Origin of the sequence: Albidovulum denitrificans (assembly GCF_002973535.1) — a bacterium.
Lineage (GTDB): Bacteria > Pseudomonadota > Alphaproteobacteria > Rhodobacterales > Rhodobacteraceae > Albidovulum > Albidovulum denitrificans.
The window spans coordinates 281,693-306,236 of sequence record NZ_PVEP01000005.1 but is presented as its reverse complement, the minus strand read 5'-3'; the positions used below and the strand labels follow the sequence as shown (position 1 = coordinate 306,236).

Genomic DNA, 24,544 nt, shown 5'->3' with positions numbered 1-24,544 from the left:
AGCGATCGCGGAAGCCAGTATTGCTCGGTGGACTATCAGGCCGAACTCAGAAAGCGCAGCATCCTGATCTCGATGAGCGGCAAGGGGAACTGCTACGACAACGCGATGGTCGAGACGTTCTTCAAGACCATCAAGTCGGAGCTGGTCTGGCCAGTCGCATGGCAAACACGCCAGCAGGCCGAAAATGCCATCGCCAGATACATCGACGGGTTCTATAACCCCGTCAGACGACATTCATCGCTCGGCTACCAAAGCCCCATCGCCTTCGAGAGAAAGGCCCGTGAAGTGAGCTAAACGCTCTCCACAAAAGCCGGGCAAGTCCACGGATCTCTTGTTCCAAGATGAAGTCGAGGCCGTCAGGGCGTCATATTCGCCGTCATCCATCTGCAACTCGATCAAACCGACCCCGTATTTTTCAGCATATCGCAAGAGTTCGCTTTTCAACTCGTTCGCAATATCACTACGAGATCGGTACACAAAATAGACACGCTCTGAGATACGCTTATGCGAAACCGCCTCAAAGAAGAAATATCTCCAATTCGAGAGAGATGTCTTCACTTCCAGCGTAGTAATCTCAACGTCGAAAAACCCCAACTCCTCAACAATATTTAGACCAACAATGTCGGGGTTTGACCAAACTCCGCCAGACTTTCGATTGGCGATGTCGCTTGAAATTCGTTCTACCGGCTTGTTAAGGCGCAACCAGTCTACAACAACCGGCCAAAGATGCTTTTCAAGCGTCTTCTCCTTCTTGGTCTCAATCGGAACTGTACCGTCAGACCCATTGAACGATTCTGGCTCCCCAAGAAAGTAACCGCCACGGCGCCCTTTCCGGCTCTTTATTAGACTATCGGCCGGATGCGTCGCCTGGAGCAGAGCACGATATATCAAATACCCCACCAGAGGTTCTTGCAAACCTTCGGAGACCTTATCAACCAAAACCGACGAACTCATGGGCTCGGCTTCTGATGTCCCAGACAGAACTTTAACTGCTACTCGATAGACTTCCTTATTTTCCACCCCATCGGGAACAGTCTGTTCAGCTTCGGCCGGCAGCGCCGCTCTCTTCACCATCCTCACCCATCCATCTTCAACGCCGAAATAAACGCCGACTGCGGGATCTCCACCTTCCCGAACTGGCGCATCTTCTTCTTGCCCGCCTTCTGCTTGTCCAGAAGCTTCCGCTTCCGCGTGGCGTCGCCGCCGTAGCACTTGGCGGTCACGTCCTTCCTTAGCGCGGCGATGGTCTCTCGCGCGATCACGCGGCCACCGATGGCGGCCTGGATCGGGATCTTGAACATGTGGCGCGGGATCAGGTCCTTCAGCTTCTCGCACATCATCCGGCCGCGGCTTTCGGCCCGGTCGCGGTGGACCATGATCGACAGGGCGTCCACAGGCTCGTCATTCACAAGGATCGACATCTTGACCAGCGTATCCTCGCGATATTCGGAAATCTGGTAATCGAAGCTGGCATAGCCCTTGGTGACGGATTTCAGCCGGTCGTAGAAGTCGAAGACGACCTCGGCCAGCGGCAGGTCATAGACGACCATGGCGCGCGACCCGGCATAGGTCAGGTCCATCTGGATGCCGCGCCGGTCCTGGCAAAGCTTCAAGACGTCGCCGAGATAGTCGTCGGGGACCATGATCGTAGCCTTGATGCGCGGCTCCTCGATGTGGTCGATATAGGTCAGGTCCGGCATGTCGGCGGGGTTGTGCAGGTCGCGCACCTCGCCGTCCTTCATGTGCAGGTGGAAGACGACCGAAGGCGCGGTGGTGATAAGGTCGAGATCGTATTCCCGTTCCAGCCGGTCGCGGATCACCTCAAGATGCAGGAGGCCAAGGAACCCGCAGCGGAAGCCAAAGCCGAGGGCGGCCGATGTCTCCATCTCATAGCTGAAGGAGGCGTCGTTGAGGGCGAGCTTCTCGATGGCGTCCCTGAGCGCCTCGAAATCGTTGGCATCGACGGGGAAGAGACCGCAGAAGACGACCGGCTGGGCGGGCTTGAAGCCCGGAAGCGCCTTGTCGGTGCCGCGTTTTTCATGGGTGATGGTGTCGCCGACGCGGGTATCGCGGACCTGCTTGATCGAGGCGGTGAAGACGCCGATTTCACCGGGGCCAAGCTCGGCGATATCGACCATCTTGGGCTTCAGCACGGAAAGCTTGTCGATGCCGTAAACGGCGCCGGTCTGCATCATCTTGATGCGGTCGCCCTTGCGGATCACGCCGTCCATGACGCGGATCATGACGACGACGCCAAGGTAGCTGTCATACCAGCTATCGACCAGCATCGCCTTGAGGGGCGCGGTGCGGTCGCCCTTGGGCGCGGGCAGCTTGTGAACGATGGCCTCAAGCACCTCGGGGATGCCGAGGCCGGTCTTGGCCGAAATCGGGATCGCCTCGGACGCGTCGATGCCGATCACGTCCTCGATCTGCGCCTTGACCTGATCGGGTTCGGCGGCGGGCAGGTCGATCTTGTTGAGGACCGGGACGATCTCGTGATCCGCGTCGATGGCCTGATAGACGTTGGCAAGCGTCTGCGCCTCTACCCCCTGCGTGGCGTCGACCACGAGAAGGGAGCCTTCGACGGCGCGCATCGACCGGCTGACCTCATAGCCGAAGTCGACATGGCCCGGCGTGTCGATCAGGTTCAGCACATAGGTCTTGCCGTCCTTCGCCGGATAGTCGATCCGCACGGTGTTGGCCTTGATCGTGATGCCACGCTCGCGCTCGATATCCATCGAGTCGAGAAGCTGGGCCTTCATCTCGCGTTCGGCCACGGTGCCGGTCAGCTGGATCAGCCGGTCGGCCAGCGTGGATTTGCCGTGGTCGATATGCGCCACGATGGAGAAGTTACGGATCTGCGAAAGCTCGGTCATGATTGCGGGGATATGCGCGGGATTTGCAGGCCGGTCAATGGGGCGTGAGGGGGCGATCCGTGCTAGGATAGGCGTAGAAACGGATAAGGGGGCCGGGAATGCGCCAGATCGCCTGTCATGTCCGCGTCACCGGCCATGTGCAGGGCGTGGCCTATCGCGCCTGGTGCCGGGGGGCGGCGACCGCGCGGGGGCTGCGCGGCTGGGTCAGGAACCGCGATGACGGCTCGGTCGAGGCGGTGATCGCGGGGCCGGAAGAGGCGGTGGAGGCAATGCTGACCGCGATGGGCGAAGGGCCGGGCGCCGCGCAGGTCACCGATGTCTGGTCCGACCCGGTCGATCCGGGCGGCGTCGCGCCGGGGTTCGAGATCAGGCGCTGACCCTGACCGGCAGGACCTGCCGCCGGACCATCGTCCGCAGCGCGAAACTGGACCGCATCGACCGGATGCCGGGAACCCGCATCAGCTTGTCCTCCAGGAAACGGTCGAAATCGGTCAGGTCGGCGGCGACCACCCGCATCAGGATGTCGCGCGTGCCGGTCATCAGGTGGCATTCCATCACCCTGTCGAACCCGCGCACGGCGCGTTCGAAGGTGTCGATGGCATCCTTCGACTGGCTCTCAAGCTCCACCTGGATGAAGACCGAGACGGGAAAACCGATCCGCGCCTGATCGACACGGGCGGAATAGCCCTCGATCACGCCCTCTGCCTCAAGCCGGGCAAGGCGGCGCGCGCAGGGCGTGGGCGACAACCCGACGGCGGCGGCAAGGTCGGTCACCGTCTGCCGTCCGTCACGCTGAAGGGCGGACAGCAGCCGTGCGTCGATGGCATCCATGGGGGAAACTCCCGAAATCCGGTTCGATGTTGGAGATATACTCCAATCCGAACGCATATGACGAGCATCTTCGCCGGAAACCCGCATCTTCGTGGTGATACCCTCTTCCTTACCGGAAGCAGGGAGGGTTTCATGGACATCACCGCCGTCGCCGCGAAAGGGCATGAGGAGGTCTATCGCATCAGCGATCCCGAAGCGGGGCTGACCGGCTTCATCGCCATTCATTCCACGGTGCTGGGTCCGGCTGCGGGCGGCCTCAGGATGCGGGTCTATGGCAGCGAGGGCGAGGCGCTTGAGGACGCGCTGCGCCTGTCACGGGGGATGAGCCTGAAGAACGCGGCCGCCGGGCTGCCGCTTGGCGGCGGCAAGGCGGTGATCATGGGCGATCCGGCCCGCGACAAGACACCCGAGCTGCTGAAGGCGATGGGCCGGGCCGTCGAAACCCTGAACGGCCGCTACTGGACCGCCGAGGACATGGGCATGGGGCCGGGCGACATGGCGGTCATCGCGGCCGAAACCGCCTATGTCGCGGGCCTTGCCGGGGGCGCCTATGCCAGCGGCGACCCCTCCCCCGTCACCGCGCGCGGCGTCTTCAATGCGATCCGCCTGTCGGCGGCGGACCGGCTGGGATCGCCCGACCTTCACGGGCGGCGCGTGGCGCTTCAGGGGCTGGGCCATGTCGGCAGTCACCTGGCAGCGCTTCTCCACGCCGCCGGGGCGCGGCTGATCGTCAGCGACATCGACCCCGCCCGCACCGCGCGTGCCGCCGACACCATGGGGGCAAAGGTCGTGGCGGGGACGGACATCCACCGGGCAGAGGCCGACATCTTCGCCCCCTGCGCCATCGGCGCGATCCTGAACGCCACCACCGTGCCGGAGATCCGCGCCAGCATCGTCGCCGGGGCCGCCAACAATCAACTGGCCACGCCCGAGGACGGGCTGGCCCTGCACCGCCGCGCCATCCTTTACGCCCCCGATTTCGTCGCCAATGGCGGCGGCATCATCAATGTCGCGACCGAGATCCTGCGGATCGCCGACCGCCAGTGCTTTGTCGAGGACAAGCTCGCCGCGCTTGAGGCGACGCTGGGCGCGATCTACCGCACCGCACGGCGCGACGCCCGCGCGCCCAGCGCGGTGGCCGAAGAGGTCGCGGGCGAAAAGCTGCGCCGGAACGCGGCCTGAGGTCGCCCCACAACCGGAACGATTGCGCGGGCGCGCGTCCCCCGGCATACTCCGCCGCCAAGAGGGGCCGCGCGAACGGTCCCCGGTTCGGGAATGGAACGGAGGATGCCATGCGCGCCATGCTTGCGCTTGCGGGGTGTTTCACGATTTTCGCAGGGTTTGCGGCAGCCGGGCCGGTTGGCTCCGCCTGTCTTCAATCGGGTCGCGGGGCGAATCCGCCGCTTTGCGCCTGTATCCAGAATGCGGCCAACATGACGCTGAGCGGCCCGGATCAGAAACTCGCGGCCCGGCTCTTCACCAACCCCGAGAAGGCGGAAGAAATCCGGGTCTCGGACTCGGCCCGCAACCGCGCCTTCTGGGAACGCTATCAGGGCTTCGCCTCGGCCGCCGGGACACTTTGCGGCGGTTGAGGTACAGATAGACCATCATGGCAAATACCCGCGAGGAGTCTGGGCGGCAGCTCGAAAAATGGGGCGGCGTCCTCGCTTCGAGCAAATACGCTTGGCCGTTGTCGAACTCGCGAACCTCGGCGGCACGTTTTCCATCCAAACTATAGAGTATGGATACAACGCGGTACCCAGATCTCTCATTCATTAATCTCCTTGCACGGTTTTTCAAACCATTCGCGATCATAAAACCGCTGCACCCAACGTAAGTTATCCTCGGCTCTGTCCCCAGGCGATGTGCTAAATACAGTATGCCGTTTGAGTGCCGCTGGAATTTCGCCGGATGCGGGGCGCATGCGCTGACCCATTTCGAAGTAAAGGGGCAAAAGCGCATCATCAACGCCCGCCTCGCCGGTAATTGGCCGATCCCCTAGCTGGAAGAGAAGTCCGTAAGGTCCTTCCTCCCAGGTGATCGCACTGTCCAGCCCGTCGGTGAGCGCCGCCTTGCCCCCCATGGCCGCCAGCAGCGGCTCCTGGATCAGGGTCAGCCAGTTGATGCCGACAGCCCAGAAATTCTTCACGATATCGTTGTTACGCACCTGCGAGGAAGACCAGGTCCGGTTGTAATCCTTGCACAGATCGAGCACCGGGTATTTGCAGGCAACCGGGTAGACTGCCTCCTCACTAGGATGTGGCCAATCGAGCGTATCCGTCAGGCACATGCCATAACCCGCAAGACCACTGAAGACAGGGATGCCAAGGATGGCAGCTTTCATGGCGGCAATATCGAGCGTACCATTCTCGAAATCCTGAACCGGCACTGTGGCAGTCAAAAACAGGTTGGAAGCGATATCCATGAAGAATTTCGTCGGGCCTATATCGTACCGATCACCGCCGTTGAAGCCCGACTGGAAATCGAAACCTATGAAGGTAAAGCCTTCGTCTGCCACCTCAGCGCGCAAATGTCCGAAGGGATCCCAATCCTCCGACTTGATGGATTTGCGACGCCGCGGCCGCAACCCATTGGTCAGGAACAAGAGCCTCTCGGCATCCCGTCGCAAGATCGGCTCGAACACCCCGAACAGACGCCGCCATTCCTCGACATGGTGCAGTGGGTGCCCTGAGAACACCGAGGATTGCAGGCTCAGCCGGAAGGCGGGCCTGCCTATGTTCTTCAACTGGTGGTCAGACATCTCACCACGGCCTTCGCGATAAGGGTCTGGTACACCTTCGAAAACCGGATCTTCATACCATTTCATCAGCTCATTCCCTTCACAACCTTGGGACCATCACACTTACAGCTAACTTGCGATATTTCTTTCGCTGTCTCCGATGACCCTGAATTCTTCAGGTCCCTATCATAAAGTTGTCTTTGTCCGTCTTGCCACTTGTCCCCATCAAACTTGAAGTCGTAGATTTCCTGCAACTGTCCATTCGGCCCCTCGATCGCCACATCGGGGCGGATGTTGTAGACGTCGCCCTTAAACGCCTTCCGCGCCTTCTGGAACTCCTGATAAACCTCGCAACCCGTCGAAGCGATGCCGTGAACATCGTAAGCTGTTGAAATTACGCTGACAACGGGGATCAGGCTTCTTCGTTGCCCAACTACTCCGGGGGAATCGCCGCGCCCTGCGGCGATGGGGGCAGCGCCCCCTCTTCGCTATCCGATGGACAGCCCAATCCGCCTGTGACAGGCTCGCGCCATGCCGCATGACGATCACGATCACCCCCATTCGCTTCTCCCGCCCGAACCTGCGCTGCGGGTCAAGGCGCTTGAATCCATCCTCGTCGCCAAGGGCCTTGTGGACCCGGCCGCCATGGCCGCGATCCTCGACACCTATGAGACCAAGGTCGGCCCTCATCTGGGCGCGAAGGTCGTCGCCCGCGCCTGGGCCGACCCGGCCTTCCGCGCGCTCCTCCTCACGGATACCAATGCGGCGATGACGCGGATGGGTATCGGCGGGCGGCAGGGCGAACATGTCGTGGCGGTAGAGAACACGGCCCAAACGCATAACATGGTCGTCTGCACGCTCTGCTCCTGCTACCCGTGGCCTCTCCTCGGCATTCCGCCCGCCTGGTACAAATCCGACGCCTACCGCGCCCGTGCGGTGCGCGAACCGCGCAAGGTGCTGGCAGAGTTCGGTGTGACCCTGCCCGAAGGGCGAAGCGTCCGGGTCTGGGATTCGACGGCGGAGGTGCGCTATCTCGTCATCCCCATGCGTCCCGACGGGACCGATGGCATGGATGAGGCCGCGCTGACCACCCTTGTCACCCGTGACAGCATGATCGGGACCGGGCTGGCGGAGGCGCCGCAATGACCCGCGTTCACGACATGGGCGGGCGCCATGGCGACGGCGCCGTCATTCCCGAACCGCAGGGCATGGTTCCCGTCGGCGCCAACTGGCAGCGCAGCGCGCTGGCCCTGACGCTGGCGGCCGGGGGCCTTGGCGCGTGGTCCATCGACACTTCGCGCCATGCCCGGGAAAAGCTCTCCCCCAAGGATTACGCCCGCTTTTCCTACTATGAGAAATGGATCGCCGCGCTGGCTGACCTGCTGGCCGAGGCGGGGCTTGTGACCGAAGCCGAACTCAGCGCAGGCACCGCCTCCGCCGCAGCACCGCATCCGAAGCTGTTCACCGCCGACAAGGTCGCCCCGGCGCTGGCCCGTGGCACGCCCTATACGCGCGCCAGCGACATTGACCCGGCCTTCGCCCCCGGCGACCGGGTGCGCACGCGCCTTCCCGCCCGCAACGCCTTCGTCCCCGGCGGCCATACCCGCCTGCCCGCCTATGCGGCAGGCCAGACCGGCACCGTGATCCTGACCCATGGCGCGCATGTCTTTCCCGACACCAACGCGCACCGCATGGGCGAATGCCCTGAGCCGCTTTATACCGTCGCCTTCGCCGCCGCCGACCTCTGGGGCGTGGCTGAGGCAGAGGGCGATGAGGTCACGCTGGACCTCTGGCAAAGCTATCTGGAACCGGCATGACGCCCGAACGCCCCTTCGCGGAACCCTGGCAGGCAGAGCTTTTCGCGCTGACCCTGGCGCTGTCCGAGGCCGGGCAGTTCACTTGGGGCCATTGGACCGAAGCCTTCGGGGCCACGCTGAAACGGCACGGCGCGACGCGGGAATTGGACGGCAACGCCGATTACTACGCCGCCTGGCTTGAGACGCTGGAAGGGCTTCTGGACGGCAGCGGCCTTGCGCCGAAACCGCTGGCCGACGAAATGCGCGACCGGTGGGAGGCCGCGTATCTGTCCACCCCGCATGGCAAGCCGGTCAGGATCGCGGATTAGAGTGTGTCGCGTTCATTCGCATTCGCGCGGCACACTCTAAGTCTTTGATTGCGCATGTTCGGGAAGCACGAAAACCGGTTCCCACTTTTCGTGCAACATGCTTTAACCGCGCAGGACCGCCAGCAGTTCCGCCGCCGCATCGGCAGAGCTGCGTTCGCCCGACGCGACCGCCTCGCCCAGCGCCTCCAGCTTTGCCCGGACGCCCGCATCCCCGGTCAGCCGGGCGAGAAGCCCCGCGCGCACCTCTTCCTCGAACCAGCGCTTCGCCTGTTCGGCGCGGCGGCGGGCGAACCAGCCGCTGTCCTTGCGCGCCTCTGCCAGTGCCGCCATCTCCGCCCACGCCGTTTCCAGCCCGGTTTCCTCGGCGGCGGAAACACACATCGCCTTGGGAAAGCCCTCCGGGTCCTGCGGCCGTTTCCGCAGCAGACGCAGCGCCCCGGCATAATCCGCGCAGGTCCGCGTCGCGGTTTCCTTCAGCGCGCCGTCAGCCTTGTTGACAAGGATCAGGTCGGCCATCTCCATGATGCCGCGCTTGACGCCCTGCAATTCGTCCCCCCCGGCGGGGGCCAGCAGCAGGACGAAGATGTCCGTCATCTCCGCCACCATCGTCTCGGACTGGCCCACGCCCACCGTCTCGATCAGGACGACGTCAAAGCCCGCCGCCTCGCACAAGGCCACCGCCTCGCGCGTGCGCCGCGCGACACCGCCAAGGTGCGACTGGCTGGGCGAGGGGCGAATGAAGGCGTTCGGATCGCGGCTGAGGCGTTCCATCCGCGTCTTGTCACCCAGGATCGACCCGCCGGTCCGGGCCGAGGACGGATCGACCGCCAGCACCGCGACGCGCAACCCCTGCCCGGTCAGCAGGGTCCCGAAGGCCTCGATGAAGCTTGACTTGCCGACGCCGGGTGTCCCCGACAGCCCGATGCGCAGCGCCTGCCGCGCGGTGCCGAGAGTCGACAGAAGCGCCGCCGCCATCGCCCGGTGATCGGCCCGCCCGCTTTCCACCAGCGTGATCGCACGGGCAAGCGCCCGGCGATCCCCGGCGGCCACGCCCTCGGCCAGCTTTTCCACGTCCATCGGCGGCTCCGTCCCCTTGCACTGCCCGTTTCTGCCCGCGCGCGGGCGCCGATGTCCAGCCCCCGTTGCCCTTGCGCTGGAAATGGCGCGGGCTTCGGGCGATAAGCGCGGCCATGACCGACCGCCTGCCCATCGACGACGCCCTGTCCGACCTGATCGCCGCACTGCGCAGGGCTGGCCGCGCCGTGCTTCAGGCCCCGCCGGGCGCGGGCAAGACGACGCGGGTGCCGCTGGCATTGCTCTCCGCAGGCCTCGCCGACGGCCGCATCGTCATGCTGGAACCCCGCCGCCTTGCCGCCCGCGCCGCCGCCGAGCGCATGGCCGAGACGCTGGGCGAACCCGTGGGCCAGACGGTCGGCTACCGGATCCGGGGCGAGGCGAAGGTGACGAAGGCGACGCGGATCGAGGTCGTGACCGAGGGGATCCTGACCCGGATGCTTCAGACCGATCCAGAGCTTTCCGGCGTAAGCGCCCTGATCTTTGACGAATTCCACGAACGCTCCCTGAATGCCGATCTGGGCCTCGCGTTGGCGTGGGAGGTGCGGCAGGCGCTGCGCCCCGACCTTGCGCTTGTCGTCATGTCGGCGACGCTGGACGCCGACCCTGTCGCGACCCTTCTGGACGATGCCCCCATCGTCACCTCCGCAGGCCGCGCCTTCCCGGTCGAAACCCGCTGGCTGCCGCGCCCCGTGGCGCAGGGGATGCGGTATGAGGGCGCGGTGGCCGGGCTGGTCGCGCAGGCGGTGGAGGAAACCGAAGGCGGTATCCTCGTCTTCCTGCCGGGCGAGGGCGAGATACGCCGGGTCGAGGCAATCTTGCGCGCCAGCCTGCCGAAAGACTGCGCGGTCCGCCCGCTTTTCGGCGCGATGGATTTCGCCGCCCAGCGCGCGGCCATCGCCCCCGCGCGGGACGGGCGCAAGGTGGTTCTGGCGACCTCCATCGCCGAAACCTCGCTGACGATCGAGGATATCCGTGTGGTCGTCGATGGCGGACGCGCCCGGCGGTCGCGCTTCGACCCGGCGTCGGGCATGTCGCGGCTGGTGACCGAACGGGTGACGCGGGCCGAGGCGGAACAACGCCGCGGCCGCGCAGGCCGCGTGGCCGAAGGCTCCTGCTACCGGCTCTGGACCAAGGGCGAGGAAGGCGGCCTATCGCCCTTCCCGCCGCCCGAGATCGCGGCCGCCGACCTCACCGGCCTTGCCCTCGAACTGGCACTTTGGGGCAGCGACGGCGCCGACCTCGCCTTCCTTACCCCGCCCCCGGCCCCGGCCCTGGCCGAGGCGCGCGCGCTTCTGGCCGATCTTGGCGCGCTCGACGGCACACGGATCACCGCCCGTGGCCGCAAGCTTGCCGCCCTGCCGGTGCATCCGCGCCTTGCCCATATGCTGACCCGCGCGGGGCCAGAGGCCGCGACCCTCGCCGCGCTGATGGAGGAACGCGATCCCCTGCGCGGCGCGCCCGCCGACCTGACCCTGCGCCTTGCCGCGATCCGCGATCCGAAACGCTTTGCCGAGGATCACCCCCAGACGCCCGACCGCGGCGTGATCGAACGCATTCGCGCCGAGGCAAGGCGCCTTGCCCGCATGGTCGATCCCACCCCCGACAGCTTCACCCCGGCGGAAATGGCGGCGCTGGCCTATCCCGACCGCATCGGCCTGCGCCGCAAGGGCGAGGCGCCGCGCTTCGTCCTCTCCGGTGGCAAGGGCGCGATCGCGGGCGACGGCGATCCGCTGGGCCAGTCGCGCCTGATCGTGGCCACCGACCTTGACGGCGACCCGCGCGAGGCGCGCATAAGGCAGGGCACAGCACTTCCCGACGCCGCCCTGCGCCGCCTCTACGGCGACCGGATCGCGTGGGCCGACATCACCGAATGGTCCCGCCGCGAAGGCCGCGTCAGCGCGCGCAGGCAGGAGCGCCTCGGCGCGCTGATCCTCGACGACCGCCATCTCACCGATGCCGAGCCCGAGGCGCTGGCCCGCGCCGCCTTCGACGGGCTGCGCCAGATCGGCCTGCCATGGTCCGACCCCGCCCGCCGCTTCCGCGCCAGGGTGACGCTTCTGAACAACGAAGGCGCCGACCTGCCCGATGTCAGCGACGACTCCCTTCTGGCCGATCCCGACTGGCTCCTGCCCAGCCTCAGGGGCAAACGGACCGAGGCTGACCTCCGCGCCCTCGACCTGACCGAGGCACTGCGCAACCGCCTGACATGGGACCAGCAGCAGATGCTCGACCGCCTTGCGCCCGCGCATTACGAAACCCCGCTGGGGCGCAGGATTCCCATCGACTATGACGGCGACCACCCCGCCATCACGCTCCGCCTGCAAGAGATGTTCGGCGTGACGCGCCACCCGACCGTGGGGCCGAAACACCTGCCCCTGCGCGTCACGCTGCTGTCACCGGCCGGGCGCCCGATCCAGACCACGCTCGACCTGCCGGGCTTCTGGGCGACATCTTATGCCGATGTGCGAAAGGACATGCGCGGCCAATATCCCCGCCATCCCTGGCCCGAGGACCCGACCGCCCACGAACCGACGCTACGCGCCAAGCCGCGGGGAACCTGACCCTATGGCATTTCGGGTTTACGCTGTATTAGAATTTGAACTTATTTCGTTCGAATTCTGATACTTGCTTTCTCAACGCAAACCCGAAAGGCTTTAGCGCTTGTGGATCACCGCCACCTGATCGCGCCGTGTCTTGGTGTAGCGCGCCTGAAAGACGAAACAGCCTGAAATCTCCGGCGCCAGCGCCTCGAACTCCGCCTGCACGGCCGGATCGGCATGAACGAACTTGCGCGCCTCGGAAAAGCCCCGAAACAGCGCCGCCGTCTTGGTGATGCCGGGCTTCTCATAGGCCTCGGGCTGCCAGCGCAGATCCTCGATCACATAAAGCCCGCCGGGCTTCACCTTCGAAAACAGCTCAAGAAACCCGTTCTGCTGGTGATGCGAGGCATGGCTTGCGTCGTCGATGATGATGTCGAAGTCGGGCATCCCCGCCGCTGCCTCGGCAATCGCCGCGCGGCTATCCATGTCGCAGCGGTGGAAGGAAAACCGCTCCGCCTCGAACCATGAAAAATCCGACACGTCGAGACCGTGAATGCGCGCGTTCGGAAAGTACTCCAGCCACATTCGAACCGACGGCGCATCGGTCGTCTTGCGGTCGGCGCTGACGCCATGTTCCGGCCCGCCGATCTGCAAGCCCATTTCCAGAAAGTCGATCTCCCGCTCCCGGTAGGGCAGGAACAGCATCTGGTAAAGCTCGGTATAGCGATGCTTGCGCGATCCCTTGTCAGAGCCATAGCGATCCGCCAGATCGGTCAGATTGGGCAGCGCCGCGCCCGGCCCCTTCGTCTTCACCATCATTGTCCCCTTACCACACCGGCCGTTTCGCGCACCCTAGGCGCTCAATGCCCCCAAGCCAAGAACCCGGCCCGCTTCTTCGTTGCCCAAATACTCCCGCCGGAGGCGGCCCGAGCGGCCCGGCCCTGGCCGGGACGCGAGACAGGGTTCTTGCGCGCATCGCGCGCGCCCCGCCGGATCAGACGCCGAGGCACCAGCGCATCACCGCCTTTTGCGCATGAAGCCGGTTTTCCGCCTCGTCGAAGATCACCGAATGCGGGCCGTCCATGACCGAAGATGTCGCCTCATCGTCGCGATGGGCGGGCAGGCAGTGCATGAACAGCGCATCCGGCTTGGCCAGGCCCATCAGGTGGTCGTTCACCTGATAGGGGCGCAACTGGTTGTGCCGCCGTTCCCGCGCCGATTGCGGGTCGTGCATCGACACCCAGGTATCGGTGACGACCAGATCGGCGCCATCCACCGCGCGTTCGGGGTTGCGGTCGATGGTGACCGGATGCCCCTTCGAGGCCGCGAACTCCAGCCACGCCTTCTCGGGATCAAGCGTTTCCGGCCCGGTGAAGGTCAGGTCGAACCCGAACTGCCCCGCCGCATGGGCGAAGCTGGCAAAGACGTTGTTGCCATCGCCGGACCACACGACCTTCTTGCCCGCGATCGGGCCGCGATGTTCCTCATAGGTCATCACATCGGCCATGATCTGACAGGGATGGGTCCGGTTCGTCAGGCCGTTGATGACCGGCACATCGGCATAGTCCGCCATTTCCAGCAGCGTCTGCTCCTCGAACGTGCGGATCATGATGAGGTCGACATAGCGCGACAGCACCCGCGCGGTGTCGGCAATGGTCTCGCCATGACCCAACTGCATGTCGGCGCCCGACAGGACCATCGTCTGCCCGCCCATCTGGCGCACGCCGACATCGAAGGAAATCCGCGTCCGGGTCGATGGCTTTTCGAAGATCAGCGCGACCATACGGCCCTTCAGCGGCTGCTCGTCATCGGGTTCGCCCTTCGGGCGGCCGCCCCTGGCATCCTTCATCGCACGGGCATTGGCGATCATGCCCCGAAGCGCCTCGGGGTCGGTCTTGTGGATATCGAGGAAACTGTTCATCACGGTCATCTTTCTCGTCTCATCGGGGCGTCCGGCCCCGATCCTGCCCCTCGGGCATCAGGCGGCGGGTGCCGCGGTTTCGATCTGGCTGGCGGCGGTGTCGAGCCGTCGCAGCGCCTCGCCGATCTCCTCCTCGGTGATCGTCAGGGGCGGCAGAAGGCGCAGCGTGTTATCGGCGGCGGCAACGGTCAGGACATGGGCGTCATAGCCCGCCTTCACCACATCGCCCGGGGCCACCTTGCATTTCAGTCCCAGCATCAGGCCCTGCCCGCGCACGGCTTCGAAGACCGAAGGATGCGCGGCGACCAGCCCTTCAAGCTTTTGCCGGAGAAGCGCGCCCTTGCGGTTCACCTCGGCCAGAAACTCCGGGTCGGCGATGATCTCCACCACTTTCGCGGCGACGGCGCAGCCAAGGGGGTTGCCGCCATAGGTGGACCCATGGCTGCCCGCGCCCATGCCGGAGGCGGCCGTTTCCGTCGCCAGCACCGCGCCGATGGGAAAGCCCCCGCCGATGCCCTTCGCGACCATCATGATGTCGGGCGTCACCCCCGCCCATTCATGCGCGAAAAGACGGCCCGTGCGACCCATGCCGCATTGCACCTCATCAAAGATCAAAAGCGCGCCGGTCTTGTCGCACAACGCGCGGATGCGCCTGAGCTGGTCGTCGCTGAAGGGCCGGATGCCGCCCTCGCCCTGGATCGGTTCCAGCATCACGGCGCAGGTCTGATCGCTGATCGCATCCTCAAGCGCGTCGATGTCGCCGAAGGGCAGTTGCCGGAAACCGGGCATGAGGGGGCCAAAGCCCTTGACCATCTTCTCCGACCCCGCCGCCGCGATGGCGCCGGTGGAACGGCCGTGGAACGCGCCCTCGAAGGTCAGGATCTCTGCCCGCGGCGTGCCTTTGTCATACCAGTACTTCCGCGCCATCTTGATCGCGAGTTCGGCCGTCTCGGTTCCCGAATTGGTGACAAAGACCGTGTCCGCAAAGGTGTTCTCGGTCAGCAGATCGGCCAACCGCTGCTGTTCGGGGATCTGGTAGACGTTCGAGACATGCCAGAGCTTGCCCGCCTGTTCGGTGAGCGTTGCCACCAGCGCCGGATTGGCATGGCCCAGCGCATTCACCGCGATCCCCGAGCCAAGATCGAGGTATCGCGTCCCGTCCTTCTCGATCAGCCAGGAGCCTTCGCCCTTCACGAAGGAAAGGGGCGCGCGATTATAGGTCGGAAGAACGGTCGGGATCATAAGCGTACTCCGCAGGAAGAAGGCCAAGGGGTGCCTTACGGGATGAAAACTGTCAATCTGGGAAGAAGATGTGGCAGGGCCACGGGCGAACGGACGTCAGGCGCGGGTGCGGCGGCGTCGGGGACGGGCGTGAAGGCGGGTCCGGTTCGTCATGCCCCGCCCATAGCGACAAAGCCCGCGCCTGTCCATTGCTTTCCGCGCCCGCCCTTCCCTTGCGGCAATCGGCCCCGCCCGGCCCAGACGGGTTGCCAAAGGGGGGCCGAAGCTTGTATCTCATCCCGTCCCATCTAGAATGGGGACGAGATTTCCCGGACCCCCGGCATGGGCAGCGCCCCCGGACATGGGTCCCAGACCCGAGGAACGATCATGTCCTGGACGGATGAACGCGTCGAGTTGTTGAAGAAAATGTGGTCCGAAGGCCAGTCGGCCAGCCAGATCGCCAAGGAACTGGGCGGCGTGACGCGCAATGCGGTGATCGGCAAGGTTCACCGTCTGGGTCTGTCGAACCGCGTCGGCGCAGCGCCCGAACCCGCGCCCAAGGCCAAGGCAGCCGATCCGGCGCCGAAACCCGCAGCGCCTGCGCGCGGCGCGTCGAAACCGGCAGCCCCCGCGACAGCCGCCGCCGCCGCGCCCCGTGCCGAAAAGCCCGCCGCCGATCCGGCGCCCGCGCCCAGCGTAGCACCCTCCCAGCGCCGCCCGATCATCCCGGCCGGCCAACCGCTGCCGCCGCAACCCTCGGCCGGCGAGATCAGCCCCGAGGCGCTCGCCTCGGTCCGTGAGGTGGAAAAGAAGGCCCGGAAGCTCACGCTGATGGAACTGACCGAGCGGACCTGCAAATGGCCGATCGGCGACCCGGCAACCGAGGATTTCTGGTTCTGCGGCCTCTCCGCCCAGCCCGGCAAACCCTATTGCGAGGCCCATGTCGGCGTCGCGTTCCAACCCATGTCCTCGCGCCGCGACCGGCGGCGCTGAGGCGGGTTACCAGCTTTTCGTGATCGACATGGGCAGCGCGTCGGCCGGGCCGCGGCCGCGCGTGGTGTAGAAGCCGTCCGCATCGTCGCGGGGCGGTACGCCCATGTCGCGGCGCTGCTCTGCGGTGAGATCGGCGAACCTCTGCGCCTCGCGATAGCGGCGGTCGAGATCGACGATCCGCGCCAGCAGATAGCGAAGAAGCCCAGCCCGGTGCGGCGTGGTGGCGGGGCGATCGAAGGCGATGATGGGGTCGATCCGGGTCATGTCAGTCTCCAGTTCGGGAATGCGTTGCGATGTCCCACTCTCCCCCAGCGCCGCAATATCAGTGCAATTTGCGCCGTGAAATGCCCCCTCTCCTGTGCAATACTTCCGTAAAAAGCGCGTCCTGATCGTAAAATAGCACCGCAGACCCCATGCAAGGCGATGTCCCCGAAGCCCCGATCACGCTGCACCTCACCGGGCCTTTCGCGGTGACAGATGCCACGGGGGCAGAGGTCGAGGGGCTGTCGCGGCGGGGCCAGGCGATGTTGGCCTACCTGTCGCGCCAGCCGGGATTGAGGGCTGAACGCGGCCTGTTGGCCGATCTTCTCTGGAGCGACCGGGGCGAGGTTCAGGCGCGCGCCTCGCTGCGTCAGGAACTGTCGGTGCTGCGGCGTCACCTGCCCGAAGGGAGTGTCCTGGCCGACCGCCAGATGGTGCGTCTCGACCCCGAAGGTTTCTGCTTTCACGCGACGCCGCCGGGCTGTTTCCTGGAAGGGTTCGACCTTGCCTCCGAGGGGTTCGAGGACTGGCTGCGCCTGATGCGCGCGGCGGAGGGCAAGGCCCCTGCGCCGACAGCCGTAGCCGGGGGCGGCGGCCTGCCCTGCCTTGCCGTCCTGCCCTTCAACGAACTCGGCTCCTGCGAAGGCGACATGTTCGCCGACGGTGTGGTGGAGGAAATCACCGCCGCGCTGAGCCGGGTGCATGAGTTTCACGTCATCGCCCGCCAGTCCGCCTTCGCGTTCCGCGATGCCAGTCTGGACGCGCCCGCCGTGTCCGCCAAGCTCGGCACCGACTACCTGATCGAGGGGACGGTGCAGCGCGCGCGGGACCGGGTGCGGATCAACGTCCAGCTTGCGCGGGGTTCCGACGGCCACCTGCTTTGGTCGCAGCGCTTCGACGACCGTCTCGACGACCTTTTCGACCTTCAGGACCGTATCGCCGCCGCAGTGGCCGGGCAGATCAGCCCCAGCCTGCGCACGGCCGAGATCGCGCGGGCCGAAACCAAGCCGCCGGCCGACCGTTCGGCCTATGAGCTTGTCTTGTCGGCGCTACCGCATTTCTGGGCGCATTCGCGTGTCGGCAACGCCCGCGCGCTGGAGCTTCTCGACCTGGCGCTGAAGCAGCGGGACAGCTACGGCCCCGCACTTGCCTACAAGGCCTGGGTGCTGGCCCAGCAGCCGTCCTACATGTGGTCCGACGATCCGGTGGCGGACCGCGCCGCCGCGCTTGAGACGACCCGGAACGCCGCCGCCCATGTGGCCGATCACGCGCCTTCCCTTGTCGCGCTTGGCGCGGCGGTGGCGCTGGTCTCGCCCGATCTCGACCTTGCCAACTCCTACATCGACCGCGCCCTGGCCATCGACCCCAACAACGCCTGGGGCTGGCTCCGGCGCGGATGGAACCGCAACTACGCCGCCCGGATGGACGAGGCGCGCGCCTGCTTCGACCGCGCCGAGGCGCTGAGCCCGCTTGACCCGTTCCTCTTCAATATCGAATTCGGGCGCGGCGCCGCATACCTGAATGAAAACCGCTTTGCAGAGGCGCTGGTGCATTTCCGGCGCGGGATGACGCTGTCGCCCTCGGTCGACTGGGCATGGCGCGTCATCGCCGTGTTGCAGACCCGCCTTGGCCGTCCCGACGCGGCGGCCGAGGCCATCGGCAAGCTTCGCGCCGCCTATCCGGGACTGACGATCCGCAAGATCGCAGCCTCCATCCCGCCGACGATCGTCGAGAACCAGCCCGCCTACTTCACCTCGCTCCGCGAGGCCGGCATCCCGGAAGACTAGCCGCTCCAGGGGCGCGGGGACCGCCCGGAATCCCCTACTGGAAATTGCCGCGCCGACAGATTAAAGCGTTTCGGGTTTTCGTTGAGAAAGCAAGTATCGGAATTCGAACGAAATAGGTTCGAATTCTGATTCAGTGCAAACCCGAAATGCTATAGCGTGCCGCCGCGCAACAGGAGCCATTCCACACCATGCCCCCGATCATCGAGGTCCGCGACCTCGCCAAGACCTATGCCAGCGGCACCGTCGCGCTGACCGGCGTGACGCTTGATATCCGCGAGGGAGAGATCCTCGCCCTGCTCGGTCCGAACGGGGCCGGGAAGACCACCTTCATCTCCATCCTCTGTGGCCTCGTCACGCCCACGGGCGGCCATGCGGCGGTGGGCGGCCATGACATCGCGCGCGACTACCGTGCGGCGCGCACTCTGATCGGCCTCGTCCCGCAGGAGATCGCGGTGGAACCGTTCGAGACGGTGATGAACACTGTGCGCTTCTCGCGCGGGCTGCACGGGCGGGCACGGGACGATGCGCATCTGGAACAGGTGCTGCGGTCGCTGACGCTTTGGGACAAGCGCGACGCGCGCCTGAATGAGCTTTCGGGCGGCATGAAGCGGCGCGTGCTGATCGCCAAGGCGCTGTCGCACGGGCCGCGCGTCCTGTTCCTCGACGAACCGACCGCCGGGGTGGACGTGACGCTCCGGCGTGAGATGTGGGCGGTGGTGCGTGACCTGCGCGCTTCGGGCGTGACGGTGATCCTGACCACCCATTACCTTGAGGAAGCCGAGGAGATGGCCGACCGGATCGGCATCATCGACAGGGGCCGCCTGCTGCTTCTGGAGGACAAGGCCAGGCTGATGCACGAGTTCGGCCGCAAGCGGCTGACCGTGGAACTGACCGACCCGCTGGCGGCGCTGCCGGACAGCCTTGCAGGCCATGGCCTGACCCTGTCGGAAAACGGGCTGCGCGTCAGCTATGACTACGACACCCGCGCCGATCGTTCCGGCATCGCGCGGCTGCTTGCGGGCTTTGCCGAGGAAGGGATCGGTGTGCGCGATCTTGAAACCGAACAATCCTCGCTTGAAGAGGTGTTCCTGAGACTGGTGGAGGAAGGCGCATGAACGGGCGCGCGGTCAAGACGATCTTCGATCACGAGATGGCGCGCTTCTGGCGCACACCCTGGGAATCGCTCGCCTCGCCCGTCGTCTCGACGGTGCTGTATTTCGTCGTCTTCGGCGCCGCCATCGGCGGGCGCATCCCGTCGGTCGAAGGCGTGTCCTACGGCGCCTTCATCGTGCCGGGCCTTATCATGCTGACCGTGCTTCAACAGTCGATCGCCAATGCCTCATTCGGGATCTTCTTCCCGAAATTCGCAGGCACGATGTATGAAATCCTCGCCGCGCCAATGTCCTTCATCGAGGTCGTGGCAGGCTATGTCGGGGCGGCGGCGCTGAAATCCATCATCATCGCCGTGGTGATCCACCTGACGGCGATGGTCTTCGTGGACCTGCCGATGGCGCATCCGGTCTGGGCGCTGGGATTCCTGACCCTGACGGCGGTCAGCTTCTCCCTCTTCGGGTTCCTGATGGGACTTTGGGCGAAGGACTGGCAGCAGTTGCAGTTCATCCCGCTGATGGTCGTCACACCCCTCGTGTTCCTTGGCGGCGCCTTCTATTCTGCCTCGATGCTGCCGCCCTTCTGGCAGGGCGTCGCGCATCTGAACCCGGTTCTTTACCTGATCTCCGGGTTCCGCTGGGCCTATTTCGGCATGGCGGATGTGCCGGTCGGCCTGTCGCTGGCCGCCGTGACGGTGTTCCTGGCCCTGGGCCTCACGGCGGTCTGGGCGATCTTCCGCACCGGCTGGCGGCTCAGGGCCTGAACCCGCCAGACCGGCGCGACCGATCAGGCCGCGCGCGGGCGGCGCGGACGACGACGCTTGGCGGGTTTCGGCGCCTGGGCGGCCTGACCGCCCCCGGCAGGGCCACCACGGCCCCGGCGGCGCGGCCCGCCCTTGTTCCGGCCCGGCGCGGCGGTGCCTTCGCCATGCGGCATCGACCCGCTGGCCACCGGCACGTCGATCTTCATCAGCTTCTGGATATCGCGCAGCAGCCCCGCCTCTTCGGGCGCACAGAACGCAATCGCCTCGCCCTCGCGCCCGGCACGCGCGGTACGGCCGATGCGGTGAACGTAGTTGTCCGCCACTTCCGGCAGGTCGAAGTTGACGACATAGGCCACACCCGGAATGTCGATCCCGCGCGCCGCGACATCGGTGGCAACCAGCGTCGTCACCTCACCGGCGCGAAACGCCTTGATGGCGCGGTCGCGCTGGCCCTGGCTCTTGTTGCCGTGGATCGAGGCGGCGTTGAACCCGTCCGCCACCAGCCCCTTCATCAGCTTTTCCGCCCCGTGCTTGGTGCGCGCGAAGACCAGCGTCAGCGCGCCGGGATCGCGCGACAGGATCTCGCGCAGCTTGGCCGGTTTGGCGCCCTTGTCGAGGAAATGCACCGATTGCGTGATCTTGTCGGCGGCCTTGCCCGGCGGCGCCACCTGCACCCGGCGCGGGTTGGTCAGATAGGCCTGGGACAGCTCCTCCATCTGCTTCGGCATCGTCGCCGAGAACAGCATCGTCTGGCGCGGGGAGCCAAGGCGCGGCGCGATCTTGCGCAGCGCATGGATGAAGCCGAGGTCAAGCATCTGGTCCGCCTCATCCAGCACCAGATGGCGCACGGTGGACAGGTCGACCGCGCCGCGATCCATCAGGTCGATCAGGCGGCCGGGCGTGGCGACCAGAATGTCGGTGCCACGGAACAGCATCGCGATCTGCTTGCCGATGGACTGGCCGCCCACCACGGTCGCAACGCGCAGCTTGGTGCCCGCCGTCAGCACCCGCAGGCTTTCGGCGATCTGGTTCACAAGCTCGCGCGTCGGCGCAAGGATCAGCGCCTTGGCGGTCTTGGGTAGCGGCTTGCCCGGCTCAGCCAGGAGGTGATCGACCAGCGGCAGGCCAAAGGCCAGCGTCTTGCCGGTCCCGGTCTGGGCGAGGCCGAGGATATCATGGCCTTCCAGCGCCAGCGGGATCGCCTGGTTCTGGATCGGGGTCGGCTGGGTCAGCCCCGCGCCCTTCAGCGCGGTCAAAAGTTTCGGCGCAAGGCCGAGCATGTCGAAATCGAACAAAGTCCGTATCCTTCCTGGGCCGCGAGGGGCCTCATGCCCGCCGCAGCCGTGTTGCATGGCCGCAGGTCAGCGGCCGGTTAGGGTTCGCGGGGCCTCGGGACAGGCGGGCGTTTCCCGCCGGTCCGGCCGTTCGCGTCAGGAACCCTGCGTGATGGGGAACTGAAATCTCGTGTCGCTGATGGCCCGTTCAGGGGCGCGGCAAACTCACGCGGCAGCGCAGCGACGTGTGGCACATGGTGTATTTCGCAGCCCAGGTCAAGCCCTTCCGCAACCCCTTCCCCGCCCCCCGGCCTTTGGGCTATATCCCGCCAATGTCGCAAAACCCGCCCGATCTCCGCCCCGACCTCGCCCCCCGCCCCGTCTTCGACGACAGCCGGCGCGAGGGGCAACCGACCATCGGCATGGTCTCGCTCGGCTGCCCCAAGGCGCTGGTGGACAGTGAACGCATCCTGACGCGCCTGCGCGCCGAGGGCTACCAGATCAGCCCCGACTATCGCGGCGCCGAGGCGGTCATCGTCAACACCTGCGGCTTTCTCGACAGCGCCAAGGCCGAAAGCCTTGAGGCGATCGGTGAGGCGCTGGCCGAAAACGGCCGCGTCATCGTCACCGGCTGCCTCGGCGCGGAACCCGACTACATCACCGGCGCGCACCCCTCCGTCCTCGCCGTCACCGGCCCGCATCAGTATGAGGCGGTGCTGGACGCCGTCCACCATGCCGTGCCGCCCGCGCCCGATCCCTTCGTCGATCTCTTGCCCGCCACCGGCGTGAAACTGACCCCGCGCCATTACAGCTACCTCAAGATCTCCGAGGGCTGTAACCACAAATGCCGCTTCTGCATCATCCCCGACATGCGCGGCCGCCTTGCCTCGCGCCCCGCCCATGCCGTGATCCGTGAGGCGGAACGGCTGGTCGAGGCCGGTGTGCGCGAACTTCTCGTCATCAGCCAGGACACCTCCGCCTATGGGGTGGACCTGAAACATGCGACGGAGCGTGACCACCGCGCCCATATCACCGACCTCGCCCGCGACCTCGGATCGCTTGGCGCCTGGGTGCGGCTGCATTACGTCTACCCCTACCCGCATGTCCGCGACCTGATCCCTCTGATGGCCGAAGGTCTGGTCCTGCCCTATCTCGACATCCCCTTCCAGCACGCCCACCCCGATACGCTGAAACGCATGGCCCGCCCGGCGGCGGCGGCGAAAACGCTGGACGAAATCGCCGCCTGGCGCGCTAGCTGCCCGGAAATCACGCTGCGTTCGACCTTCATCGTCGGGTATCCCGGCGAGACGGAGGCGGAATTCCAGACCCTTCTCGACTGGCTGGATGAGGCGCAGCTCGACCGCGTCGGCTGCTTCCAATACGAAAACGTCGCCGGCGCGCGGTCGAACGCCCTGCCCGACCATGTCCCGGACGAGGTCAAGCAGGACCGTTGGGACCGCTTCATGCAAAAGGCGCAGGCGATTTCCGAGGCGAAGCTCGCCGCGAAGGTCGGGCAGCGGATCGAGGTCATCGTGGACACGGTGGACGATGAAGGCGCCACCTGCCGCACCAAGGCGGACGCGCCGGAGATCGACGGCAACCTCTTCATCGACGCGGATTTCGAAAGCCTGACCCCCGGCGACATCGTCACGGTCGAGGTGGACGAAGCCGGGGAATACGACCTCTGGGGCCGCCGCGCCTGAGCCATCCGGCTTCTTCGTTGCCGAAAATACTCCCGCCGGAGGCAGGGCCGAGCCGAAGCCGCAAGGCGGAGGCGAGACAAGGATCGTGCGCGCGGGCCTGCCCGCGCGCGCCGTCAGATCACCGGCGCGGGACGGAGATCAGGACCCAGCCGTCCTTCGCCGCGACCTGCGCGGCCCCGCTTTCGGGGCCGAAACCGCTCAACTCCGCCACCCCGGCAGGGCAGGCGATCAGATCGGCGGTATGATCGAGGAAACGGTTGGTAAAGGCATCCTCGCCCACACGCTTGCAGGCATCCCCCGCATCGCGATAGCCGCCCATCAGGGGCAGGTCGGTTGCAAGCCCCTCGTCCCGCGACAGTCCCGCCGTCTGACACCCCGCCAGAAACGCCATGAGCGCCCCGCCTGTCAGGATCGCCTTGCCGGTCATCTTGCGCCCCTTTCCGTCCGCAGCCCTCAGAAGATCAGGATCACCGCCCAGGCCAGCCCCGCGCCCAGCCCGGTCAGCGCCACGGCGGCCGATCCACAATCCTTCGCCTTGCCCGCCAGCGGGTGCCGCTCGGGCGAGGCGAGATCGACAATCGCCTCGATCGCGGTATTGAACAGCTCCGCCGCCAGCACCACGAAACCCAGCGCAATGATCAGCGCCCGCTCCCCCGCCGTCAGGTCCAGGACGAACGCCAGCCCGACGGAAAGGACCTGCGCCACCGCCCATTGGCGGACCGATTTCTCGCTTATCCAGGCCGCGCGAAACCCCTGCCAGGAATAGGTCGAGGTCCGCCCCAACCGCCCGATTTCCCGCACCAGATACTGCCACATCTGAACGCCCTACCTCATTCCGGCGGCAGACTATAGCATTTCGGGTTTACACTGAATCAGAATTCGAACTTGTTTCGTTCGAATTCTGATACTTACTTTCTCAACGCAAACCCAAAACGCTTTAGCGCCCGCCGTGGCGCGAGGCCAGACGGCAATTCACGAGGTCGCCGACTGACCGCTCAGACGATCCCGCGCAATCCTTCCAGGATGGCGCGGTTGGCGCAGTTTTCCGGCGCGACGGGGGCGCAGGGATCGGCCTTGGGCTTTGCCCCCACTGCCTCGACGCAGCCACGGCAGGCGGTCAGGATGGCGCGGAAATCCTCGGCCGACATCAGCCCGGTGTTCAGCGCGGCGGCCAGATCGACGCCGTGGCGGCGCGAGGCCGCATCGGTCAGGTAATAGGGGACGAGCGGCGCGTCACTCGCGCTCTTCGCGGCGAACGGTATCACTCGGGCCAAGGGGTGCCTCCTTCACGGATGTCCTGCCCGCTCAGGATCGGCGCGCGA

Annotated in this window: 26 protein-coding genes; 13 read left to right on the top strand and 13 right to left on the bottom strand. The window is 65.9% G+C overall.

The annotated features are described in order from the left end of the window. A partial coding sequence (locus LX70_RS13580) for an integrase core domain-containing protein (RefSeq protein WP_146111612.1) occupies positions 1–294 on the top strand: 294 nt, incomplete at its 5' end. Here LX70_RS13580 and LX70_RS20490 read toward each other — a convergent pair. Together LX70_RS20490 and lepA are read right to left on the bottom strand one after the other, a co-directional pair. After that, positions 235–1,074: a hypothetical protein gene (locus LX70_RS20490; RefSeq protein WP_146111611.1), complete on the bottom strand. Its 840-nt coding sequence runs from the start codon at positions 1,072–1,074 to the stop codon at positions 235–237. The genes LX70_RS13580 and LX70_RS20490 overlap by 60 nt on opposite strands. 2 nt (positions 1,075–1,076) lie before the next feature. Continuing rightward, a complete protein-coding gene (lepA, locus tag LX70_RS13575; RefSeq protein ID WP_170076194.1) occupies positions 1,077–2,876 on the bottom strand; it encodes a translation elongation factor 4 in 1,800 nt (599 codons plus the stop codon). 98 nt (positions 2,877–2,974) lie between these two features. Here lepA and LX70_RS13570 point away from each other — a divergent pair, with 98 nt between their 5' ends. Further along, positions 2,975–3,253 (top strand): acylphosphatase, encoded by a 279-nt coding sequence (locus tag LX70_RS13570; RefSeq protein ID WP_105515302.1) that lies wholly within the window; start codon positions 2,975–2,977, stop codon positions 3,251–3,253. On the opposite strand, the gene LX70_RS13565 is transcribed toward LX70_RS13570, so the two are convergent. After that, positions 3,243–3,707 (bottom strand): Lrp/AsnC family transcriptional regulator, encoded by a 465-nt coding sequence (locus tag LX70_RS13565; protein ID WP_105515301.1) that lies wholly within the window; start codon positions 3,705–3,707, stop codon positions 3,243–3,245. The genes LX70_RS13570 and LX70_RS13565 overlap by 11 nt on opposite strands. A 132-nt stretch (positions 3,708–3,839) precedes the next feature. Here LX70_RS13565 and LX70_RS13560 point away from each other — a divergent pair, with 132 nt between their 5' ends. Together LX70_RS13560 and LX70_RS13555 are read left to right on the top strand one after the other, a co-directional pair. After that, positions 3,840–4,889, top strand: a complete 1,050-nt coding sequence (locus LX70_RS13560) for a Glu/Leu/Phe/Val family dehydrogenase (protein ID WP_105515338.1) — start codon at positions 3,840–3,842, stop codon at positions 4,887–4,889. A gap of 110 nt (positions 4,890–4,999) precedes the next feature. Next, complete coding sequence (locus LX70_RS13555; protein ID WP_245885084.1) at positions 5,000–5,299, top strand: hypothetical protein; 300 nt, start codon at positions 5,000–5,002, stop codon at positions 5,297–5,299. A gap of 176 nt (positions 5,300–5,475) precedes the next feature. Here LX70_RS13555 and LX70_RS13550 read toward each other — a convergent pair whose 3' ends face one another. Beyond that, positions 5,476–6,534: a type VI immunity family protein gene (locus LX70_RS13550; RefSeq protein ID WP_105515300.1), complete on the bottom strand. Its 1,059-nt coding sequence runs from the start codon at positions 6,532–6,534 to the stop codon at positions 5,476–5,478. Between the two features lie 444 nt (positions 6,535–6,978). Here LX70_RS13550 and nthA point away from each other — a divergent pair, with 444 nt between their 5' ends. From nthA to LX70_RS13535, 3 genes are read left to right on the top strand one after another with little or no spacing between them, the layout of a single operon-like run. Beyond that, entirely contained in the window at positions 6,979–7,593 is a 615-nt protein-coding gene (gene nthA, locus LX70_RS13545; protein ID WP_105515299.1) for a nitrile hydratase subunit alpha, read from the top strand. Next, positions 7,590–8,264 carry a nitrile hydratase subunit beta gene (gene nthB / locus LX70_RS13540; protein WP_105515298.1) on the top strand — a complete coding sequence of 225 codons (675 nt, stop codon included), beginning with the start codon at positions 7,590–7,592 and terminating at the stop codon, positions 8,262–8,264. Before nthA ends, nthB begins: the two co-directional genes overlap by 4 nt. Continuing rightward, a complete protein-coding gene (locus tag LX70_RS13535) occupies positions 8,261–8,572 on the top strand; it encodes a nitrile hydratase accessory protein (protein ID WP_105515297.1) in 312 nt (103 codons plus the stop codon). Before nthB ends, LX70_RS13535 begins: the two co-directional genes overlap by 4 nt. 102 nt (positions 8,573–8,674) lie before the next feature. Here the strand turns inward: LX70_RS13535 and meaB are convergent, their stop codons facing one another. Next, positions 8,675–9,649 carry a methylmalonyl Co-A mutase-associated GTPase MeaB gene (gene meaB, locus LX70_RS13530; protein ID WP_105515296.1) on the bottom strand — a complete coding sequence of 325 codons (975 nt, stop codon included), beginning with the start codon at positions 9,647–9,649 and terminating at the stop codon, positions 8,675–8,677. A gap of 113 nt (positions 9,650–9,762) precedes the next feature. Between meaB and hrpB the strand changes: the two genes are divergently transcribed. Continuing rightward, the gene (gene hrpB / locus LX70_RS13525; RefSeq protein ID WP_105515295.1) at positions 9,763–12,210 is read left to right on the top strand and encodes an ATP-dependent helicase HrpB; all 2,448 of its coding nucleotides are present in this window, start codon (positions 9,763–9,765) and stop codon (positions 12,208–12,210) included. Positions 12,211–12,303: 93 nt separating this feature from the next. Here hrpB and LX70_RS13520 read toward each other — a convergent pair whose 3' ends face one another. The 3 genes from LX70_RS13520 to LX70_RS13510 form a co-directional block, all read right to left on the bottom strand. Continuing rightward, positions 12,304–13,005: a class I SAM-dependent methyltransferase gene (locus tag LX70_RS13520; protein ID WP_245885083.1), complete on the bottom strand. Its 702-nt coding sequence runs from the start codon at positions 13,003–13,005 to the stop codon at positions 12,304–12,306. 178 nt (positions 13,006–13,183) lie between these two features. Continuing rightward, positions 13,184–14,110 (bottom strand): ornithine carbamoyltransferase, encoded by a 927-nt coding sequence (gene argF / locus LX70_RS13515; RefSeq protein ID WP_105515335.1) that lies wholly within the window; start codon positions 14,108–14,110, stop codon positions 13,184–13,186. Between the two features lie 57 nt (positions 14,111–14,167). Then, positions 14,168–15,352, bottom strand: a complete 1,185-nt coding sequence (locus LX70_RS13510) for an aspartate aminotransferase family protein (RefSeq protein WP_105515294.1) — start codon at positions 15,350–15,352, stop codon at positions 14,168–14,170. A 366-nt stretch (positions 15,353–15,718) separates the two neighbouring features. Between LX70_RS13510 and LX70_RS13505 the strand changes: the two genes are divergently transcribed. Then, positions 15,719–16,324: a GcrA family cell cycle regulator gene (locus LX70_RS13505; protein ID WP_105515293.1), complete on the top strand. Its 606-nt coding sequence runs from the start codon at positions 15,719–15,721 to the stop codon at positions 16,322–16,324. Positions 16,325–16,330: 6 nt separating this feature from the next. On the opposite strand, the gene LX70_RS13500 is transcribed toward LX70_RS13505, so the two are convergent. Then, on the bottom strand, positions 16,331–16,588 hold the full coding sequence (locus LX70_RS13500) for a hypothetical protein (protein WP_105515292.1): 258 nt from the start codon (positions 16,586–16,588) through the stop codon (positions 16,331–16,333). Positions 16,589–16,737: 149 nt separating this feature from the next. Between LX70_RS13500 and LX70_RS13495 the strand changes: the two genes are divergently transcribed. The 3 genes from LX70_RS13495 to LX70_RS13485 all read left to right on the top strand — a co-directional run bounded on the left by LX70_RS13495 (position 16,738) and on the right by LX70_RS13485 (position 20,245). Next, on the top strand, positions 16,738–18,372 hold the full coding sequence (locus tag LX70_RS13495) for a hypothetical protein (protein ID WP_105515291.1): 1,635 nt from the start codon (positions 16,738–16,740) through the stop codon (positions 18,370–18,372). Positions 18,373–18,560: 188 nt separating this feature from the next. Next, complete coding sequence (locus LX70_RS13490; protein WP_105515290.1) at positions 18,561–19,487, top strand: ABC transporter ATP-binding protein; 927 nt, start codon at positions 18,561–18,563, stop codon at positions 19,485–19,487. Next, on the top strand, positions 19,484–20,245 hold the full coding sequence (locus tag LX70_RS13485; RefSeq protein WP_105515289.1) for an ABC transporter permease: 762 nt from the start codon (positions 19,484–19,486) through the stop codon (positions 20,243–20,245). Before LX70_RS13490 ends, LX70_RS13485 begins: the two co-directional genes overlap by 4 nt. A 23-nt stretch (positions 20,246–20,268) precedes the next feature. On the opposite strand, the gene LX70_RS13480 is transcribed toward LX70_RS13485, so the two are convergent. Next, the gene (locus tag LX70_RS13480; protein ID WP_105515288.1) at positions 20,269–21,540 is read right to left on the bottom strand and encodes a DEAD/DEAH box helicase; all 1,272 of its coding nucleotides are present in this window, start codon (positions 21,538–21,540) and stop codon (positions 20,269–20,271) included. 311 nt (positions 21,541–21,851) lie between these two features. Here LX70_RS13480 and rimO point away from each other — a divergent pair, with 311 nt between their 5' ends. Beyond that, positions 21,852–23,222, top strand: coding sequence for a 30S ribosomal protein S12 methylthiotransferase RimO (rimO, locus tag LX70_RS13475; RefSeq protein WP_170076197.1), 1,371 nt, complete (start codon positions 21,852–21,854; stop codon positions 23,220–23,222). 118 nt (positions 23,223–23,340) lie between these two features. On the opposite strand, the gene LX70_RS13470 is transcribed toward rimO, so the two are convergent. From LX70_RS13470 to LX70_RS13460, 3 genes are all read right to left on the bottom strand, one after another. After that, a complete protein-coding gene (locus LX70_RS13470; RefSeq protein ID WP_105515287.1) occupies positions 23,341–23,649 on the bottom strand; it encodes a hypothetical protein in 309 nt (102 codons plus the stop codon). Between the two features lie 26 nt (positions 23,650–23,675). Then, positions 23,676–24,038 (bottom strand): diacylglycerol kinase, encoded by a 363-nt coding sequence (locus LX70_RS13465; RefSeq protein ID WP_105515286.1) that lies wholly within the window; start codon positions 24,036–24,038, stop codon positions 23,676–23,678. Positions 24,039–24,217: 179 nt separating this feature from the next. Beyond that, positions 24,218–24,487: a DUF6455 family protein gene (locus LX70_RS13460; RefSeq protein WP_105515285.1), complete on the bottom strand. Its 270-nt coding sequence runs from the start codon at positions 24,485–24,487 to the stop codon at positions 24,218–24,220. Between the last annotated feature and the right edge of the window lie 57 nt (positions 24,488–24,544).